This is a genomic window from Maribacter litoralis (assembly GCF_003075045.1).
GTDB lineage: Bacteria > Bacteroidota > Bacteroidia > Flavobacteriales > Flavobacteriaceae > Maribacter > Maribacter litoralis.
Genome location: NZ_QCZD01000001.1, coordinates 1,373,820 through 1,395,609, shown reverse-complemented (window position 1 = coordinate 1,395,609; position 21,790 = coordinate 1,373,820). Strand labels below are relative to the sequence as shown.

Annotated in this window: 6 protein-coding genes; all 6 read left to right on the top strand. The window is 38.1% G+C overall.

Going from position 1 to position 21,790, the window contains the following annotated elements; genetic code table 11:
- Positions 1-1,051 (top strand): Ig-like domain-containing protein (locus DCS95_RS06245; RefSeq protein ID WP_208630735.1); only part of this gene is annotated, 1,051 nt, incomplete at its 5' end.
- Between the two features lie 13 nt (positions 1,052-1,064).
- Complete coding sequence (locus DCS95_RS06240; RefSeq protein ID WP_116769912.1) at positions 1,065-2,018, top strand: PorP/SprF family type IX secretion system membrane protein; 954 nt, start codon at positions 1,065-1,067, stop codon at positions 2,016-2,018.
- Positions 2,019-2,033: 15 nt separating this feature from the next.
- Positions 2,034-3,974 (top strand): OmpA family protein, encoded by a 1,941-nt coding sequence (locus DCS95_RS06235; RefSeq protein ID WP_116769911.1) that lies wholly within the window; start codon positions 2,034-2,036, stop codon positions 3,972-3,974.
- Between the two features lie 272 nt (positions 3,975-4,246).
- Positions 4,247-8,707, top strand: a complete 4,461-nt coding sequence (locus DCS95_RS06230; protein WP_116769910.1) for a Calx-beta domain-containing protein — start codon at positions 4,247-4,249, stop codon at positions 8,705-8,707.
- Positions 8,708-8,958: 251 nt separating this feature from the next.
- Positions 8,959-14,562 carry an Ig-like domain-containing protein gene (locus tag DCS95_RS06225; RefSeq protein ID WP_164674132.1) on the top strand — a complete coding sequence of 1,868 codons (5,604 nt, stop codon included), beginning with the start codon at positions 8,959-8,961 and terminating at the stop codon, positions 14,560-14,562.
- Between the two features lie 412 nt (positions 14,563-14,974).
- The gene (locus DCS95_RS06220) at positions 14,975-21,787 is read left to right on the top strand and encodes a hypothetical protein (protein ID WP_116769908.1); all 6,813 of its coding nucleotides are present in this window, start codon (positions 14,975-14,977) and stop codon (positions 21,785-21,787) included.
- Positions 21,788-21,790 lie beyond the last annotated feature (3 nt).

Below are 21,790 nucleotides of genomic sequence, written 5' to 3'. Positions count from 1 at the left end.
CTACCGTGACCTTGACGATGACGGTGACGGAGTTGATACTCCCGATGAGGACGTCGACTTGGACGGTGACCCTACCAACGATGACAGTGACGCAGACGGCACTCCCGATTATCTGGATCCCGATAGTGGAAACCCTGATGAACTTGAGGTTGTCGACGATTCGGTTTCAACACCAGTTGACACACCTATTGAAGTGGATATATTGGATAATGATTTCGGTATTCCGACAGATGGTACTTTAACGGTGACCGATCCTTCCAATGGAACGGTAGATATCAACGACGGAGGAACGCCTGATGATATTTCGGATGACACCATAACCTATTCACCAAATGATGGTTTTGAGGGTGAAGATGTAATAGAGTACACGGTGTGCGATGCAGATGGTAATTGTGATACTGCAACGGTGACTATCACAGTGGGTGAACCAGAAGAACTTGATGTTGTCGACGATTCGGTTTCAACACCAGTTGACACACCTATTGAAGTGGATATATTTGATAATGATTTCGGTATTCCGACAGATGGTACTTTAACGGTGACCGAACCTTCCAATGGAATGGTAGACATCAACGACGGAGGAACGCCTGATGATATTTCGGATGACACCATAACCTATTCACCAAATGATGGTTTTGAAGGTGTAGATTCTTTTGAATATACTATATGCGATGCAACGGGAAACTGTGATACAGCAACAGTAGATATAAGTATTATCAATGATGATCCTACTGACCCAAATGATAATTCAATTGAAGTAAATCAGCTTGTGACCCCAAATGGAGATGGTAGAAATGAATTCCTATTCATCAGAGGTGTTGATAAAATACAAAGTAGTACTTTAAGAATTTTCAATAGGTGGGGAGTAGCAGTTTATGAGGGTGAGAATTATAACAATCAAAATAATGTATTTGATGGAAGATCGAGAGGGCGATCTACTTTGAGTGTTGAGGAATATCTTCCATCCGGAATTTATTTCTATATTTTTGATTATACTACCTTTGAAGGTGAAAGTAAAGTGGATAGTGAATATCTGTACATTAGTAGATAATAGATAATAAAATATGAATATTAAGAATAAGGTTTTAATTCTATTTGGAGGTTTACTACTTGCTTGTGGTACTTCTTTCGCCCAGCAAGATGCACAATATACTCAGTACATGTTCAATACTATGAGTGTCAACCCTGCTTATGCTGGTAGTAGAGGACAGTTAAGTATAACGGGTTTATACCGATCACAATGGGTAGGTTTAGAAGGGGCGCCCAAAACACAAACATTAAACATTCAATCACCTATTAGAAATAGTAAACTTGGTTATGGTGTTTCAATTGTAAATGATGAAATTGGGGATGGTGTTGTTCAAGAAACATATTTTGATGCGGTAATATCATATACCATAGACGTTTCTGCAGAAGGAAAACTTTCTTTTGGACTTAAAGCTGGCGGTAACTTATTGAATCTTGATTTTAATAAGTTGCGTAATTTTGATTCAGAGCCGGTTAATTCAGATAATATAGAAAACAAATTCTCACCGAATGTTGGTGTTGGTCTGTATTATCACTCTAATGAATTTTATGCAGGACTTTCTGCTCCAAATTTGTTTCAAACTGAACATTTTGATAATTCGCAACAAGACGCAAATACCGTAAGATTTTTATCAAAAGAAAGAATTAATTTTTATTTGATTACTGGTTATGTATTTGATTTAAATGGGAATTTAAAATTTAAACCGGCATTGCTTACCAAGGTTGTCGGTGGTGCGCCTTTACAGATTGATGTTTCTGCCAATTTTATGTTCAATGAGAAATTTACTTTTGGTGCGGCATACCGGTGGGATGCTGCTGTAAGTGCAATGGCTGGTTTTCAAATATCTGACCAGTTGATGATAGGGCTTGCTTATGATAGGGAAACAACAGATTTGGGAGGTACACAATTTAACGACGGATCATTTGAAGTACTCTTAAGATATGAGTTGGTAAAATCTTTTCAAAGATTGGTATCACCACGTTTTTTCTAAAAGGCAAATTTATATATGAAGCATAAAGTAAAATTTTTAATATTCACCTTAATAGCTTTTTGCGGAATAGCTATTGGACAAGAACGACTAATTCAAAAAGGGAACGAAAAATTTGAGTCGTATTCATTTAGTCCTGCTATAGATATTTATAAAAAAGTCTTAGAAAAAGGATATGTCTCGGCGGACTTGCTTCAAAAATTAGGCAATTCATATTATTACAATGCAGACTATAAAGATGCTGCGGGTATTTATAAACAGTTAGTTTCTGATTATACTAGTGATGTTACCGCTGAAGATTATTTTAAATACGCTCAAGCGTTAAAATCAATCGGGGAATATGATACCTCTAAATCTATAATGAATAAATTTATAGAGGAAACTAAAAAAGATGGTCGTGCCTCTGCCTTTACTGAGGATAGAGATTTTATGTCGGAAATTGAGGAGAATTCTGGTAGATATACTTTGGGATTCTTTGAATATAATTCTCCATATTCCGAATTTGCTCCTTCTTTCTACAGAGAGGGTTTAATTTTTTCTTCCGATAGGGATACTGGTAATTTTGCAAGATATCGACATACTTGGAATGCAAAAGATTTTTTAGACCTATATGAAGTTAATGCAGATAGTTCTTCGATAGCGAATGTAAAAAAACTTGGAGAAAATGTAAATACCCGTTACCATGAATCTACATCTGTCGTTACCAAAGATGGTAAAACAATGTATTTTACCCGTAATAATTCAGAAAAGAGAAAAACGGTTAAAGATGATAAAGGTATTGTACGTTTAAAAATTTTAAGAGCCCAAATGAATGAGGAAGGTATTTGGGGAGAAATTGAAGAGCTTCCATTTAATAGTGATTCATATTCTGTTGCGAATCCGGCATTAAGCCCAGATGAAAAAACACTATACTTTGCTTCAGATATGCCAGGTACCTTAGGTGCTTCAGATTTGTTTATGGTTTCAATAAATCAGGATGGAACGTTTGGAACTCCTGAAAATTTAGGTCCCAATATAAATACTGAAGCTAGGGAGACATTCCCTTTCATTACAAGTGAGGAAATATTATATTTCTCTTCTGATGGTCACCCAGGGCTTGGTGGCTTAGATGTTTTTGCTACTAAAATTATAAGACAAGATTTTAGCGGTAAAGTTTCAAATGTAGGAGAACCGGTAAATGGACAAAGTGATGATTTTACTTTTATTTTCAATGAAGAGTTAAGAACCGGCTATTTCGCATCTAACCGTGAAGAAGGGTTGGGTTATGATGATATTTATAGTTTTACAGAAACGAAGCCATTGACTTTCGACTGTTTACAAAAAGTTACTGGTACCGTAAGAGATAAAATTTCTAATGAAGTTTTGGTTGGGGCTACGGTTAAAGTCATTGATGAAAATAATGTTGAACTTTTATCTACTATTACCGATTCTGATGGTAATTACAATCTAGAGCTTGATTGCCATAAAGGGAATTTTGTTAGAGCCTTAATGGAAGGCTACATACCATTTGAAGAGTATATTGGAGAATCTGATGGAAAACCAAAAATTATTGATTTTTATTTAGAAAGAGATCGCATTACTGCTGGTTTTGGAGATGACTTGGCTAAGTTACTTCAGTTGAGCACTATTTATTTCGATTTTGATAAATATAATATTAGAAAAGATTCGGAAGTAGAAATAGAAAAGGTAATTGCAGCCATGGAAAAATACCCTAGTCTAAAGTTAAAAGTAAATTCACACACCGACAGTAGAGGACCAGCTGCATACAATCTTTGGCTATCCCAAAAAAGGGCGGAGTCTACGGTTAATTATATGATTGGTAAAGGAATTTCATCAAGCAGACTAGTTAGTGAAGGTTTTGGCGAAACAAAGTTGTTAAATGAGTGCGAAGATGGTGTTAAATGCTCTGCAGCTCAACATGACCGAAATAGAAGGTCTGAATTTATTATTTTGGAATAATGTATTCGACTTAATAAATAGAAAAGCAACTCAGTAATGTGTTGCTTTTTTATTAATAAATATTTGTAAAAGAATAGTTTATATAATTAAGAATAAGATATTCTTTCTTTTTTTAAGAGAATTTTAAGATTAAACTTCATCATTTAAGGTGTTCACTTGTTGTAAACCTCACTTCACAACAAATATTCGTTATAGATTGAACTCCTAATTATTTTTACGGTTGATATTATTAGTTAATAATTACTGCTATACGCTATCCCATTAATTTATTTATGAGATTTAAGTATTTTTTTTATTTATATTTTCTATTTATTGCCACAAGTTTATATACACAAGAAACTTTTCGTGACAATTTTAGCAATGTAGCTTATTCTAATAACAATGGTAGCTCTAACTTTTCAACCAATTGGATTGAAACTGGTGATACGGATAACGGACCTACTGATAGGTATATTAAAATAGACAATAATAGGTTGGAGCTATATTATTTGTGGTCCGAAAATATTAGAAGATCAGTTGATTTATCGGGAGCTTCTTCAGCTATTTTATCTTTCGATTGGCGTTCGATAAGTTTAGGAGGGAATAGGTCTCTAGAAGTAGAAATTTCTAATAATGGAGGAGCAAGTTATACGAGTATAGGTACAATAACGGGTAATAATAATTCGGGAACTTTCAATCAAAATATTACTGGTTATATTTCCGCAACAACAACAGTGAGGTTTTCTAGAACCAATTCAAACTGGCGAGATGATGATTATGCGTTTATTGATAATTTTCAGATTTCTGCGGTTTATCCGGCACCTATACCCATATTGGAAGTTGATGATGTAACAGTTGATGAAGATTCGGGCAATGTAACTTTTACAGTAAGGCATACTGGAACAAACGCAACTACACCTTTCACTGTTAATTATGAAACTGTTAATGGTTCTGCAATAGATGGAGATGATTACACTTCAGTCGCAGGCGTTTTAAATTTTAATGGTACAACTGGTGATACGGAAACTGTCACTGTTTCTATTTTAAATGATGGGGCTATAGAAAATCCAGAAAATTTCACATTAGAGTTTATTTTGGCGTCAGATCCTCAGGTAGATATAAGCGATTTTGCTACAGCTACCATAATAGACGATGATGCATTGATAATGACGGATGGAGGGAATGCTATAACATGTAGTGATACTTTTTTTGACCCAGGAGGTCTTTCCAATTATAGCAATAATGAAGATGTTACTTATACCATATGCCCAGAAACCACTGACACGTATTTAAATGTCAATTTCACAAGTTTTGAAATTGTTTCTGGTGATTTACTATATGTGTACGATGGAAATTCTACTGGAGCAACATTGATAGGTCAATATGATAGTTCCAACATACCAACTTCAATAAACTCTTCTGCTGCATCAGGTTGCCTAACATTTAGGTTTGTTTCAAATGGAAGTAATACAGGAGCTGGTTGGGAAGCGGAAATTAACTGTTTTCCAGATGGGCCGATAATAATAATTGATGATATTTCTTTTGATGAAGATGTGGGTAATGCCGTTTTTACCGTAAGATCTACTAGAGCGGCACATGGTAGAAATGTATTATTATTTGGATTTATTGAAGCTCCCTTTACAGTAGATTTTCAAACGGTAGATGGTTTAGCTATTGCTGGTAGCGATTATACCTCAACCTCAGGTACCTTAACATTTACGGGAGAACTTAATAATATACAGACCATTTCGGTCCCCATTTCAAATGATGGTGTCCCAGAATTTGCTGAAGATTTTGATATTGAATTTACTGGAGCAAATGCCCAATATGCGACTATAAATTATAATGATACAGGAAAAGGAACGATTAACTCACAGATTTTAGCAAATGATCCTTTAACCTTGTTTAAAGAATTTGATGGATATTATGACTATTCAACTACAGGAGGTACTTTGCGAACAAGTCCGAATGGAGCAAATCCATGTGCGATTACATCATCTTCATCCAGTAGTTTGGTTTCACCAATACCCAATTCAGCAACGGTAGAAAAAGCCTATTTATATTGGGCACATTCAAATACAACAAGGGATGATAATGTTACATTTGAGGGGCAAAATGTCTCGGCTAATTTTTTATATCAGACTTCTCTGACCAATAGAAATTTTTATGGTTATGTTAGTGATGTAACTTCTATCGTAACGGCAATTCCAAACCTATCAACAAATGTATTTGATTTTAGTGATTTAGATATTGATAATACGGGAAGTTATTGTAGTACGGCTACGGTTCTAGGAGGATGGAGTTTAATTGTCTTTTATGAAGACCGATCATTACCGGCAGTTAATATTAATTTATATCAAGGTTTTGACGGTTTAAGTAATGATGGAAATTCATTTACATTAGATTCTTTTTATGCTATTGCGGGAGAAGGAGCGAAATCGACATTTCTTTCATGGGAAGGTGATCCTGATTTAGCCTCGGGAGGAGCCAATCCAGAAAGGTTGTCAATTACCAACCAGGCAAATGTCACTACAAATTTAACTGGTGATGGTGGACAAACGGGTACAAATGCATATAATTCAACTATATATGATAATACAGTTTCCCCTGTTTATAATACTAGTAACAGTTATGGTGTAGATTTAGATACCTATGATATTTCCTCATACATTTCTCCAGGAGATAGTGAAGTAACAGCAAATGTAAATGTAGGTCAAGATTTTGTTATTTCAGCTGCTGTTGTTATTAAGGTACCTTCTAACTTAATTGCAGGTAGGGTTTTTGAAGATGTAAATTATCCTGGTGGTATAGGTAGAAATCAAACTGATTCTGGAGGTATAGGAGTTTCTGGTGCAATTGTAGAGCTTTTTGATTCATCGGGTAATTTTGTACAAAGAAAAACTACGAATATTACAGGAAATTATTCATTTGGGGGTATGGCAGATGGTGATTTTAATGTTAAGGTGGTAAATTCTACCGTACGCTCAAATAGACCAAATGGCTTAAATTGTTCTGTATGTTATCCTGTTCAAACTTTCAGGGCGTATGGAGATACTGATGGTAATGTTTTTGATGTTACAGAAGAAATAGGGGGTACGGATCCAAGTGCATTACAAGATGTTGCTTTGGGGGTTATAGATGGTGCTCAGAGTGTATCAGTGGTTACAGTTGAAAGTAATGGTATAGTGGATGTAAATTTTGGTTTTAACTTTAATACAATTGTAAATACCAACGAATTTGGGCAAGGTTCTCTTGAACAATTTATTTTGAACAGTAATACTTTAGGCGAAACTGGTCTTGATATAGAGCCTAATTCAATTTTTGATCCAGCACCTGATGAAGATGTGTCAGTGTTTATGATTCCGCCTACTGGAGATAGTTTTGGTAGGGCGGCTGATGCAAATTACAATGTAGATGGTTATTTTGATTTATTATTGGATAATTCAAATACCTATACGGTCATTACGGGTACAAATACTATAATAGATGGTAGAACTCAGAGCGCATATTCAGGTGATTCAAATACTGGAACAGTTGGTTCTGGAGGTTCAGGAGTTGGTGTTGCAAATACAGCTTTGCCAAATTTTGATAGACCAGAAATACAAGTTCATAGAAATGGCGGAGATGTTTTAAGGTTAAATGGTTCAAATGTAACTGTAAGGCATGTTTCAGTGTATGCTAACAATAATGCAGGCATTCGCGTACAAGGTGGTACGGCAACTATTTCTAATAATTTACTAGGTGTCAATGCCTTAGGTGCAGCTTCTGGTAATATAGATTATGGTATAGAACAAACTGGTGGTGAGTTGTCCGCTCTTTCAAATTATATATCTTCAAATACCGATGCTGGTATATTAATAGATGGTGGTACACGAAGTACAATTCAGCTTAATCATTTAGAAGCTAATGGTAGCTCTGCATGTGCAGATAATATTTTGGTTGAAGATGGTAGTACTATAATTATTCAAGAGAATTTAATTGAAACTGCAGCATCTTCCGGAATTGAAATTGACAATGTAGATGGGGTTACGATCTCTAACAATAATATATTGTTATCAGGTCAAAATGGAGGTAATTGTAGCGGTAGTTATGAAGGTATGGCTATAAAGCTCTCAACCAATGGTTCTGTTGTTGAGCAGAATAGAATATACTCTAACGGTAGTGAAGGTGTAGTTGTTTTATCTGGTACATCAAATACCATTTCCCAGAACAGCATTTATGCAAATGGAACTGTAATACCTAGCTTGGGTATTGATTTAGGTATGGATGGGGTAACGCTTAACGATATTTCAGATTCAGATACAGGATCAAATAACTTAGAAAACTTTCCGATAATAAACTCTGCTTTTATCTCAGGCTCTAATTTAGTAGTTACAGGTTGGGCATCTCCTGGTAGTACAATAGAAGTGTTCTTTACAGATGTAAATGAGGGCACAGCTACATTGGGTGATAATCAATTGGGACTTACTCAAGATTACGGGGAAGGTCAAACCTATATTGGTACGGCAGTAGAGGGTAGTAGTGATGATCAAGATGCTTCTTCCTCTGCTTATTTAGATGATGATGGTAATACCGATGATACTAATAAGTACAAGTTTGTATTTCCAATTCCATCAGGAACGGCTGTGGGAGATTTAATCACTACAACGGGTACTAGAAGTAATTCTACTTCAGAATTTTCTCCAGAGGTAATTATTAAAGCTTACACCGTCATTACAAATAGGAATATTACATACCGTATTAAAGGAAACTAAATTAAAGAAAGTTTTTTCTTACAAAAAAATCTTTGTGAGCTCTGTGTTTTATTGGGGTTATCGAGTTAGTCCACATTTTTTTGAGACTTAACCAATAACTTAACACCATTTGGCAACATTAATTTCTTGCCACGGTTAGATTAGCTGAATTTTATATAAAGAAATCATGCTATAATTCCCCCTATCAGCATATCAAAGATATATCCATGGGGTTTTCTTTATTTAAGAGAATTAAATTAAAGTATTTAGGCATGTTTATACTTGCCTGGTTTTGTAGTGTTGAGTCAAATGCTCAAACAACTTTCACGGAAAGCGCAGCGTCTTTTGGTCTAGATTTAGGTCAAAGGAAAGATGGTGGTCATGCATGGTCGGATTTTGATAACGATGGTGATTTAGACGTTCTCGTTCTAGAGAATAACAACAGTTCTGGAGTAAAGAGTTTTTTAATGCGTAACAACGGTAACAATACATTTACCAATGTGCAAACTACTTTAGCTCCTGGAATGTTAGGAGACTATGCAGAAAGGCAAGCTGTATGGGGAGACGCTAACAACGATGGTAGACCAGATTTTATGATAAACTCATCTGGTAATAATAATGCCAGACAGGCTATTCAAATTTTTATTCAAAATACAAACGGTACTTTTGGAGATGGAATTGGTGGGTATACTCCTATAACCATAGGTAGGTCGGGGTCCACAATTGTTGTCCCTTCCGTTAATTCTGAAGGTGTCGGTTTTTTTGATTTTGAAGGAGATGGCGATTTGGACGTATTTTTTGATAATCACGATATGGGAATAGAGATATTGCGAAATAACTTTATCGATCATACGACACATACCGTTACTAACCCTGCACCAAATGCATTGTTTACCCATATTACCACCGGTAATGGTAACGGTGTAACTGAATTTGGTCTTAACCAATATGCCACTGATGGTGATTATGGTACGGCAGCGGATGTAAATGATGATGGTTGGGTAGATATTTTTATGCGTAAACGCGATGAAAATGATTTTTTTTTAAATCAAGGAGGTACATTTTCTAATGGAGCAGATTTAGGTCAGGCGGCAAATAATAACAAAGGTGGTAACGGACTTTGGGATTTGGATAATGACGGCGATTTAGATGCTGTTTGGACGGAAAACGGACAAACACAGATACATAGAAATGATGGTGGCGGAGTTTTTACTGCACTAGGTGCAGGTTCTTTTCCTGGTTTACCACAACCTAATAATCTAAATAACGGTAGTTCAGGTGCGCGAATAGATGCTTTGGCCGGTGGTGATATTGATAATGATGGTGATATAGATATTATTCTGGTAGGTAATAGTAGAAGTTATTTGTACATCAATCAATTAAATAGTCCAACTCCCGCTCCAGGTGTTATAGGCAGTGGGGCAGCTATGAACTTTTCATTAGATTCTCAGCAATTTAATTCTGGTAGAGATGGTGAGGGTACTACTATGGTCGATGTCGATGATGATGGTGATTTAGATATTTACATTAATATAAACAATAGCGCAAACCAACTATATATTAATAATTTACCGGCAGCAAATCGAAACAATCACTTATTGATAGATGTTACGGAGGATAGAGGAGCTAATGGCTCAACCGGAGGCTTTTTAGGTAGGGTAGCTATTGGTACAAATGTATTGATCAAAGATTGTTCAGGTAATATTATTAGCGGCTTAAGACAGGTAAACGGTGTATATGGTCATGGTACCCAACAACCAGAGGAAGTACATTTTGGCTTGCCTTTAGGTGAAAATGAAACCTATATTATAGAAGTTCACTATCCTAATTTTTATGATGCGTCAGATCCAAGTGGATATTCAAGACTTATCGCAACCGCTATTGCACAGCCAAGTACCATTGCAGGTACCAATCACTATACGTTAACTACAACAGATGCAGAAGCAATAGAAAATCCAAATGCTCCCGAGGCTAATGATGATGTAGAACAGGTGTCATATGGAAATACAATTTCTGTTCAAATTAATCTATTTGATAATGATTCTGATGCAGATGGAGATAATTTTTCAATAGAAAGTGTTACACAGCCATCCGTAGGTTCCGTAATTATTGATGACGCGGAAAACGGACTTGTAACTTATACCTATAGCGGGGCAACCCCTTTTCCTGGTGAAACTACTTTTGACTATACGATTACAGACTCAACAGATTCTCTTTGTCCGTCATTAGGAAAAAGTGATACCGCAACAGTGCGTATATATGAACCTTGTACCGATCCTACAGGTATAGATACAGATGGTGATGGTATTAACGATGTTTGTGATTTGGATAATGATAATGACGGAATCTTAGATTCAGACGAATGTAATATATCTTCGAATTTGGTAGATAACGGAGATTTTTCAAATTGGATTTTTAATGCCCTAGGGTGGACGGGAGATGGGAATCAATGGAATATGAATGCCGATAGGGCTTGGTTTCCCCATTGGAACGGAACAGGCACTGCCAGTTTTTATCAGACAATTAGTGTAACTCCTGGAGTTATAAATACTATAACTTTTGATTTGGGAGCCGATAATAGCTATGGTCGTGAAGTTACCTTGAATGTACTAATAGACGGAGTGGTTCAGTTTAACGCGACTTCAAATCAAATAGTGACAGCAAATGGTGGTAGGGCTCAAAATGGCAACGCTTCCTTGAATATGGCAACAAGAACGTTTTCGTTCACTCCTTCATCTAGTTCTGTAGAACTTAGATTTAATGGTGTATCTACGCAAACTAATCATGATAGAATGTATGTTGATAATGTAGAACTTTCAACAGGTTGTGGTGATATTGATGGAGATGGCATTGTAGATAATTACGATTTAGATAGTGATGGAGATGGATGTTTTGATGCTTTAGAGGGTTCAGGTAGTTTAGATTTTTCCGATCTAAACGGAGATGGTAGTATTGCTGGTCCTGTGGATGAAAACGGAATCCCGACTGCTGTAAGTGGTGGGCAAGGAAAAGGTAGCGCTGATGATTATACGGTTACTTCTGGTTTATGTGATGATGATGGGGATGGTGTCAATAACGCAAATGATAAATGTCCTTATTTTGATGATGCTATTGATAGTGATAACGATGGAGTTCCAGACGGGTGCGACTTAGATGATGATAATGATGGTATTTCGGATTGTGAAGAATCTATAGATAATGTATCAAATGAGTTTGCTTGGACCTTAAATAATCCTTCAGGAAATCTAGAAATGGATACTAATTATGACACAAAAATTAGAGATTGGGCAATAAGCGATACAGAAACAATGGTATTAAACGGTTCACAGTTTAATATCTCGGGCAGTAATATTAGAATAGAAAGTTTTACTTCCCAAACAAAAGAAGAAGCAGTTCATAATAATGACTATATAGAAGTTTCATTTACTACTAGCGCTGAGGTTTCCTCTTTTGAGTTAAATGAAATACGTTCTGGCTGGTATTTGCCAAACCAAGGGGATTCTTATTATTCAGCGACTGCATATACAATAACGGGCTCTAATGTTTGGAATACGTTATCAACAGATGTATATCATACAGATAATGGGTTATCATACGCTAGTTTTCAGCATTTGGCAACAGCACCAGTTTACTTAAAAGCAAATACACAGTATACATTTCGTTTTTATGTATATGGACAAATTAATAACTCTTCGCAAACATATTCTATTTTTGACGATGTTGCTTTTGGTATTACAGCTTGTAGAAGCGGTAATTTAGATGGTGATGCAAACCCTAATCATTTAGATGATGATAGTGATGGTGATGGTTGTAATGATGCGGATGAAGCTTATGCAGATACATTATCCGATTCAGATGGTAATGGTATGTACGGATCAGGTACACCAACGGTAAATGCAAATGGTTTGGTGTCGTCTGCATCTTATGATGAGCCTATCGATGGAGATAATGACGGTAATTATGATTTCTTACAAATTGCTGCAGCACCTGTTATTACGGATCAACCGGTAGATGCAAATGCATGTCCCGGAGGTTCGGCAACATTCAGTGTAACTAATTCATTAGGAGATGAATACCAATGGCAAGAATTTGTTAGTGGAAGTTGGACGAATATTTCGGAAGGAGGAATATATTCCGGTACGGACACAACTACATTAAATATAACCAATCCTACTTTATCAGATCATAATAATAGATATAGGGTTGTAATATCCAATTCGGCATATGTGTGTGAAGACACCAATTCAGATGAGGCGGTATTGAGCGTTAGAGTGCCCACGGCAGATGCAGGTGAAGACGAAACTATTTGTGACGGTGAATCTGTAACCCTTACAGCTTCGGCAACGGGAGGTAGTGGAAGCGGTTATAGTTATTTATGGAGTACGGGAGATACCACATCTTCAATAACAGTTTCTCCTTCAGGTAATACAAGTGGAGATGTAACGGTCAATTATTCGGTAACAGTTACAGATAGTAGTGGTTGTACCGATACCGATGAAGTTGTTGTAACGGTAGAGCCAACTCCAACTATAACGGTCAGCAGTTCACCAAGTTGTAATTTTATATTGTTTCAACCAACTACATATTCTTTTGAAGTAACTGTAACCGGTGGTACAGTGACGGCTACAGAAGGTACGGTAAGCAACGTATCGGGCAATGTTTGGAGAATAGCAGATGTACCCGATGGTACAAATGTCGTTGTAACGGCAACGCAGGGCAACTGTAGTAGCGATTTACCGGTAACGGCACCAAACTGTGTTTGTCCGGTAGTAGATTCGCCAACAAGCGATGGTGATGAATCATTTTGCCAAGGTGACACCATCCCAGAGATTTCTGCGAGTACAAGTGGTGGTACGGTAACAATAGATTGGTATGATGCATCCTCTGGAGGAAATTTACTAGAAAGCGGTAGTTTAACATACCAGCCATCTGCAGCAGGTACCTATTATGCCGAAGCAAGAAATAACGCAACAGGATGTGTTAGCGGTACAAGAACGGCGGTAAGTGTTATTGAGAATTCGCCTCCGTTAGCAAATGCCGGTTCAAATCAAACGATTTGTGATGGTGAATCGGTTACTTTAACGGCATCGGCATCTGGCGGCAGTGGATCGGGTTATTCTTATGTTTGGAGTACGGGAGACACTTCACCTACTATTTCGGTAAGTCCCGCAGGAAATTCAAGTGCAAACACAACTGTAACTTATACGGTGACCGTTACAGATGGTAATGGTTGTAGCGATTCAGATACGGCGAATGTTACGGTATATTCAAATCCAACGGTAACTATAGACGCAGACAATACAAGTTGTGGAGAGGACAATGGTGCTATAACTTTTAATTTTCCAGACCATCCAAATAGAACAGGCATTAAGTTTAGTATAGATGACGGGGCAAATTATACCAGTATGTCCGATAATATTGGAAGCTATACGTTTTCCGATCTTTCGGCTGGAACATATTCACTTTGGGTTAGATGGGGAAATAATGCTTGTCCGATAGATTTGGGTGAATATGAAATACATACGACTCCTGAAGTGGTGGTTGTTGAACAGCCTGTAAATCAAACAGTTTTAACCGGTGAAAATGCACAGTTTACAACTAATGTAAACAATGCTGATACCTACCAATGGCAGGTAAGTAGTGACGGGGTAAGCTTTGTTGATCTTTTGGATGATTCTGAACATTCTGGTACACAAACATCTACATTAACCGTATTAAATGTACCAAAGCAAAAAGATGGCTATTCTTATAGATTACTTGCTTCAAACTCTAGTACAACGTGTACTGCAACACCATCAAATGCGGCTTTATTAAATGTAAAAGTAAGGACGGTTATTACAAATAGAAGGATTACTTACCGTATAAAACCGAATTAGAACACCATTTAGGCTCTTATATAATTTTTGCAGGTAGCGGTTTTTATGTCATTCATTTTTAATGGCGTAAAGCTTAAGCTGAAAATAGTACCACTAGCAGTAAATGGTACGGTTTTCATTAAATAATTTATCACATTTTTTAACCCTAAACAAAAAGTCCATGGTTTTTTGTAGCACCAAAAACTACCCGAATAACAGTCTATACTCGACGAACGACAATAACAATTTGCAAAGTTTTAACAACTCTATACCTCATAATTATAAGACTATATGTCATAAATATTGGCTTACACAACATTTATTTTAGTGAGCACTACTTAAAATGAATATTTGTGTATTGTGATTACCATAGATCCAATTTCTAAGAAACAGATAATGATGTTTTTGGTAACTATATTTTTTTAAAACCTATATGACCAACGAATTTTTGAAGGTGGAATTGAATATTAAAAGTATGAAAAGTCAAACTACTACAACCTTGAGTAATACCGTTAAGTTTACATTGGTATTATTTGCCTTACTGCTATCGGGCATTTCTATGGCACAAACAACTGTGACCTTAGAAGATCAATGTAATTGTGAGGTGCTACAAGGTACAGATGTAACTGCACCAGGAGGGGTAACGCCTGCCGGAGCAGATTTAGGGGATTTGTATGTGAATACCGATACCGGCACAATTTATTTTTGGGATGGAGATTCTTGGGAATATACTTCTATAGATGAAAATACAACCAATGCTTCTTTAACAGAAGATGGTGTAAACCTTATTTTAACCGATAGCGATTTAAATACGGTTTCTATCCCTTTAGCGGATATAGCGGCAGTTGTAGATACAAATACGACCAATGTTACTTTCACTGTAAACAGTACAAATGGTACTTTAGATATTATTGATTCCGATAGTAATGTAGTTGCTGTTCCCTTGGCGGATATCGCTGCACTTGTAAATACAGACGAGCAAGAAGGTACAGAAGTATTGTTGACAAATCCTTTAGATGTAGATGGTGATACCGTAAATGAGACTACAGTTGAAGAAGCTATAGCGGATTTAGCAGCAAACAATGCATTGGATTTGGATATTGACCCAACCAACGAACTTACAACAAGTGGTGCAGGTGCTCCTACGGCAGCTCCGGCAAATGACAATCCTGGAGTAACCTATTTAGATACCGCTACAAATGAATTATATATTTATGATGGTGCGAACTGGACCATGGTTACCGATAATCAAAACGCTAGCGAGGTTGATGTGACCCCTGCAGGAAACATCACTACAAATGATGTACAATCAGCTTTAGAGGAGTTAGACGGTATTATTACGTCTAGCGAACTTACAACCACGGTTGTTGAGGGAGACGGGGTAGATGTTACACCTTTAGTAGCAGGAAATAATACGGAATATACGATTACCGTAGATCCAACAGATATCGTTGGTGATGGTAGTATTATATCAAGTGATCTTGATGTTACCGGAGGAACTAACGCAACATTGAACGATGTTACATTGACAATCGCTGATAATGCAATAACAAATGCAAAGATGGCAGATAATGCAGTTACCACTACAGAAATTTTAGATGGTACGATTGCAAGTGAGGATATTTCAGCGGACGCAGTAAATGCAGCAACAATAAATGGTGATGTAGCGGGAGCGGGATTGGCCCAGAACGCCACAACGGGAGCATTGGAAGTTGATGAATCGGCAATCGCAGATGGAACAATTTCATCGACCGATAGTACAATAGACATTACGGGCGGTGACGATTCAGTATTCAAGGATGTTACTTTAGACGTATCGGATAATGCAATAACTACAGATAAAATAGCGGCAGGTGCAGTGGAATCTTCGGATATCGCGGCAGATGCAGTAAACGCGGCAACGATAAACGGTGATGTAGCCGGAGCAGGATTAGCACAAAATGCGACAACGGGAGCATTGGAAGTTGATGAATCGGCAATCGCAGATGGAACAATTTCATCGACCGATAGTACAATAGACATTACGGGCGGTGACGATTCAGTATTCAAGGATGTTACTTTAGACGTATCGGATAATGCAATAACTACAGATAAAATAGCGGCAGGTGCAGTGGAATCTTCGGATATCGCGGCAAATGCAGTAAACGCAGCAACGATAAACGGTGATGTAGCCGGAGTAGGATTAGCACAAAATGCGACAACGGGAGCATTGGAAGTTGATGAAGCGGCAATAGCAGATGGAACAATTTCATCGACCGATAGTACAATAGATATTACAGGTGGAGACGATTCAGTATTCAAGGATGTTACTTTAGACGTATCGGATAATGCAATAACTACTGAAAAGATAGCAGCGGGAGCTGTAGAAACTTCTGATATTAGAGATGATGCCGTAGCCTTGGAAAAACTGGCTAACGGTACCGCCAACGGTCAAGTAATGCAGTGGAATGGTACGGATTGGATTTTAATCGATTTAGGTTCTGTAACTGTTACGGAGAATGATGGTATTATCGGAAATGAGGTAGTAGGACCATCAAACGGGACACTGACCTTATCGGGAGCAGGTTCCACTGTAGATCCATTAAGATTGGCAGTTTCAAGTGACGGAATTACAACCAATGAAATAGCTCCAGGTGCAGTAGGGACAACAGATTTAGCTGATGCTATAGTAACTTTAGGAAAATTAGCAGATGGTGGGAATACGGGTGATTTAATCCAATGGAATGGAACAAGTTGGGAGTATGTAGCACCAAGTAGTTTAATACCAGTAACTACAGTGTCTAATGCAAGTACAGGTAATACAATATCAACAACAGTTGATGGCGTGACAGGAGCAGGAGTTCCAATAATTAATAGTAACGACCTTATCTTAGATACTAATAATGATTTAATAAGCACGGTAAACGGAGAAGCATCAACAGCTTTAGATTTAACTCCGGCAATTCAAGCAAATCAAACATCGACCACGGTTGTTGAGGGAACGGGAATAGATGTAACGTCATCTGTTTCTGGAAACAATACGGAATATACGGTTACGGTAGATCCAACAGATATCGTTGGTGATGGTAGTATTACATCAAGTGATTTTGATGTTGTAGGAGGTGCAAACGCAACTTTGAACGATGTTAGTTTAACAATTACCGATGATGCTGTCGATGCAGCAACGATAAATGCAGATGTAGCCGGTTCTGGTTTAGCCCAGAATGCAACAACGGGCGCATTGGAAGTAGATGAAGCGGCAATCGCCGATGGAACAATTTCATCTACGAATAGCACGATAGACATTACAGGTGGCGATGATTCGGTATTCAAGAATGTTACTTTGGATGTGGCCGATGATGCTATAACAAACGCAAAGATGGCAGATGATGCTATCACGACCACAGAAATATTAGATGGTACAATAGCAAGTTCAGATATTGCAGCGGATGCAGTAAATGCAGCGACCATAAATGCAGATATAGCCGGTTCTGGCTTAGCCCAGAATGCAACAACGGGCGCATTAGAAGTAGATGAAGCGGCAATCGCCGATGGAACAATTTCATCTACAAATAGCACGATAGATATTACAGGTGGCGATGATTCGGTATTCAAGGATGTAACCTTAGATGTAGCCGATGATGCCATCACTACGAATAAAATAGCTGCGGGTGCAGTGGAGACTTCCGATATTTCAGATGATGCCGTAGCCTTAGAAAAATTAGCTAATGGTACTGCCAACGGTCAAGTAATGCAATGGAACGGTACCGATTGGACCTTGGTAGACCTAGGTTCGGTAACGGTAACGGAAAATGATGGTATAATAGGAAATGAGGTGGTTGGTCCATCAAACGGAACATTGACATTATCAGGAGCAGGTTCTACTGTCGATCCATTAAGGTTAGCTGTTTCAGAGGATGGAATCACAACTAATGAAATCGCTCCAGGTGCAGTAGAAACAACAGATTTAGCTGATGCTGCAGTTAGTTTAGGTAAATTAGCAGACGGTAGTAATACTGGAGATTTAATCCAATGGAATGGAACAAGTTGGGAGTATGTAGCACCAAGTAGTTTAATACCAGCAACTACAGTGTCTAATGCAAGTACAGGTAATACAATATCAACAACAGTTGATGGCGTGACAGGAGCAGGAGTTCCAATAATTAATAGTAACGACCTTAGCTTAGATACTAATAATGATTTAATAAGCACGGTAAACGGAGAAGCATCAACAGCTTTAGATTTAACTCCGGCAATTCAAGCAAATCAAACAACCACTACTGTGGAAGCGGGTAGTGGTATTTCAGTTTCTTCTAGTATAACTGGTAATAATACAGCATATACAGTTACGAATGACGCCCCAGACCAAACAGTAAGTTTAGCAGATGGTGGAAATGGCAATGTAACAATAGGCGGAACATATCCGAACTTTACGATTGACGTACCAGATGCTACTGTCGATACCGATGATCAAGATTTAGGTTTAGGTACTAATGGAGTAGTGAATCAGAGTGTGGAAGTGACTATTACTGATGGTGCTGCAGCTTTGATCGATATCCGTGATGCGGATAATGACCCCAATAATGAAGACCAAACCGTAAGTGCCGGAACAGGCATCAGTGTAAACCAAGTGGGCGATGACTTTGCAGTAACGAATACGGCACCAGACCAAACAGTAAGTTTAGCAGATGGTGGAAACGGTAATGTAACAATAGGCGGAACATATCCGAACTTTACGATTGACGTACCAGATGCTACTGTCGATACCGATGATCAAGATTTAGGTTTAGGTACTAATGGAGTAGCGAATCAGAGTGTAGAGGTAACCATTACCGATGGTGCTGCAGCTTTGATCGATATCCGTGATGCGGATAATGACCCCAATAATGAAGACCAAACCGTAAGTGCCGGAACAGGCATTTCAGTTAGCCAAACTGGCGATGACTTTGCAGTAACGAATACGGCACCAGACCAAACGGTAAGTTTAGCAGATGGTGGAAACGGTAATGTAACAATAGGTGGAACTTATCCGAACTTTACGATCGACGTACCAGATGCAACGGTGGATACGAATACGGAATACACCGCAGGCGATGGCTTGAATTTAACTGGCACGGAGTTTAGCGCAGAAGTTAGTAGCACGGCGGGCAACGCCTTAAGTATAGATGCGAACGGACTTTATGTTTCCAATGTGGATAACGTTGATGATGCGGATAACGATCCAAACAATGAAGATCAGACGGTAAGTGCCGGTACAGGCATTTCAGTTAGTCAAAGTGGTGATGACTTTGCAGTAACCAATACGGCACCAGACCAAACAGTAAGTTTAGCAGATGGTGGAAACGGTAATGTAACAATAGGCGGAACATATCCGAACTTTACGATCGACGTACCAGATGCAACGGTGGATACGAATACGGAATACACCGCAGGCGATGGCTTGAATTTAACGGGCACGGAGTTTAGCGCAGAAGTTAGTAGCACGGCGGGCAATGCCTTAAGTATAGATGCGAACGGACTTTACGTTTCCAATGTGGATAACGTTGATGATGCGGATAACGATCCAAATAATGAAGATCAGACGGTAAGTGCCGGTACAGGCATTTCAGTTAGCCAAACTGGTGATGACTTTGCAGTAACCAATACGGCACCAGACCAAACAGTAAGTTTAGCAGATGGTGGAAACGGTAATGTAACAATAGGTGGAACATATCCGAACTTTACGATCGACGTACCAGATGCAACGGTAGATACGAATACGGAATACACCGCAGGCGATGGCTTGAATTTAACGGGCACGGAGTTTAGCGCAGAAGTTAGTAGCACGGCGGGCAATGCCTTAAGTATAGATGCGAACGGACTTTATGTTTCCAATGTGGATAACGTTGATGATGCTGATAATGATCCAAACAATGAAGATCAGACGGTAAGTGCCGGTACAGGCATTTCAGTTAGCCAAACTGGTGATGACTTTGCAGTAACCAATACGGCACCAGATCAAACGGTAGTGATATCGGATGGTGGAAACGGTAATGTAACAATAGGCGGAACATATCCGAACTTTACTATCGATGTACCAGATGCAACTGTTGATACGAATACGGAATATACCGCAGGCGATGGTTTAAATTTAACGGGAACGGAGTTTTCCGCGGACATCAGTACTACTGCAGGAAATGCGTTGAGTATAGATGCGAACGGACTTTATGTTTCTGACGTGGATAATGTTAACGATGCGGATTCAAGTGTAACGAACGAAATCAATACGGCATTCAATGTAGCCAGTGGTAACTTGAATATTACGGATAGCAACGGTACATTGTCGGTTCCGTTAAGTTCAATAGATACAGATACCGATGACCAGGATTTATCGAATACTGTTTTGACGGCGAATGAAAGTGTACGTATAGATATTACCGACGGTAACAGTACTACATTGGATATTCGTGATGCGGATTCAAGCGTAACAAATGAAATTAACACTGCTTTCAATGTAGCTAGTGGCAATTTGAACATAACAGACAGTAACGGAACATTGTCCGTACCGTTGAGTTCGATAGATACGGATACGGATGACCAGAACTTAACAAGTGCAGTAGTAACTGCAAATGAGAGTGTAGAGATTCAGATTAACGATGGTACGAATACAACGATAGACATTCGTGATGCCGATTCAAATGCATCGAACGAACTTCAGACAATAAGTAGGTCTGGAACCAATGTAATATTATCTAATGGAGGTGGTACAGTTTCTATAGCTGATAATGATAATAATCCAAATAATGAAATACAGACAATAACATCAACAGATGGTTCGGTAACAGTAACACAAACGGATATTAATTATAACTTATCTGTACCAACAGCAAATGGTGCAGAAACGATTGTTGAAGCTGCGCCAGACACTGACATTAGTGTAAGTGGTACAGGTACATCAGCTGATCCATATTTGATTGCCAATACAAGACCTGATATATTTTATCCGCCTTCTATAGAGGTAGATGTATCAACAACGGGTACTGGTAGAACAATAGATTTACATGCTGAGTATTTAGCACAATATGGTACTCCTGACGTACGTAGTGCAGGTGCTCCAGCAGCAATACCTACATATGCAAATACTGAATTATACTACTATGTTACTTATTTTGATGACACTGTTTTTGCCAATGTATCGGTTAGTGCAACGGGTATAATGACTTACGATGTCATAGCTGCACCAACTGATTATAACACATTGATTAACGTAGTATTCGTAGCACAATAATTA

Excerpts from the sequence above, each read along its gene's own strand:
- DCS95_RS06240 (WP_116769912.1), top strand. The coding sequence starts at position 1,065 with ATGAATATTAAGAATAAGGTTTTAATTCTATTTGGAGGTTTACTACTT.
- DCS95_RS06235 (WP_116769911.1), top strand. The coding sequence starts at position 2,034 with ATGAAGCATAAAGTAAAATTTTTAATATTCACCTTAATAGCTTTTTGC.
- DCS95_RS06230 (WP_116769910.1), top strand. The coding sequence starts at position 4,247 with ATGAGATTTAAGTATTTTTTTTATTTATATTTTCTATTTATTGCCACA.
- DCS95_RS06225 (WP_164674132.1), top strand. The coding sequence starts at position 8,959 with ATGTTTATACTTGCCTGGTTTTGTAGTGTTGAGTCAAATGCTCAAACA.
- DCS95_RS06220 (WP_116769908.1), top strand. The coding sequence starts at position 14,975 with ATGACCAACGAATTTTTGAAGGTGGAATTGAATATTAAAAGTATGAAA.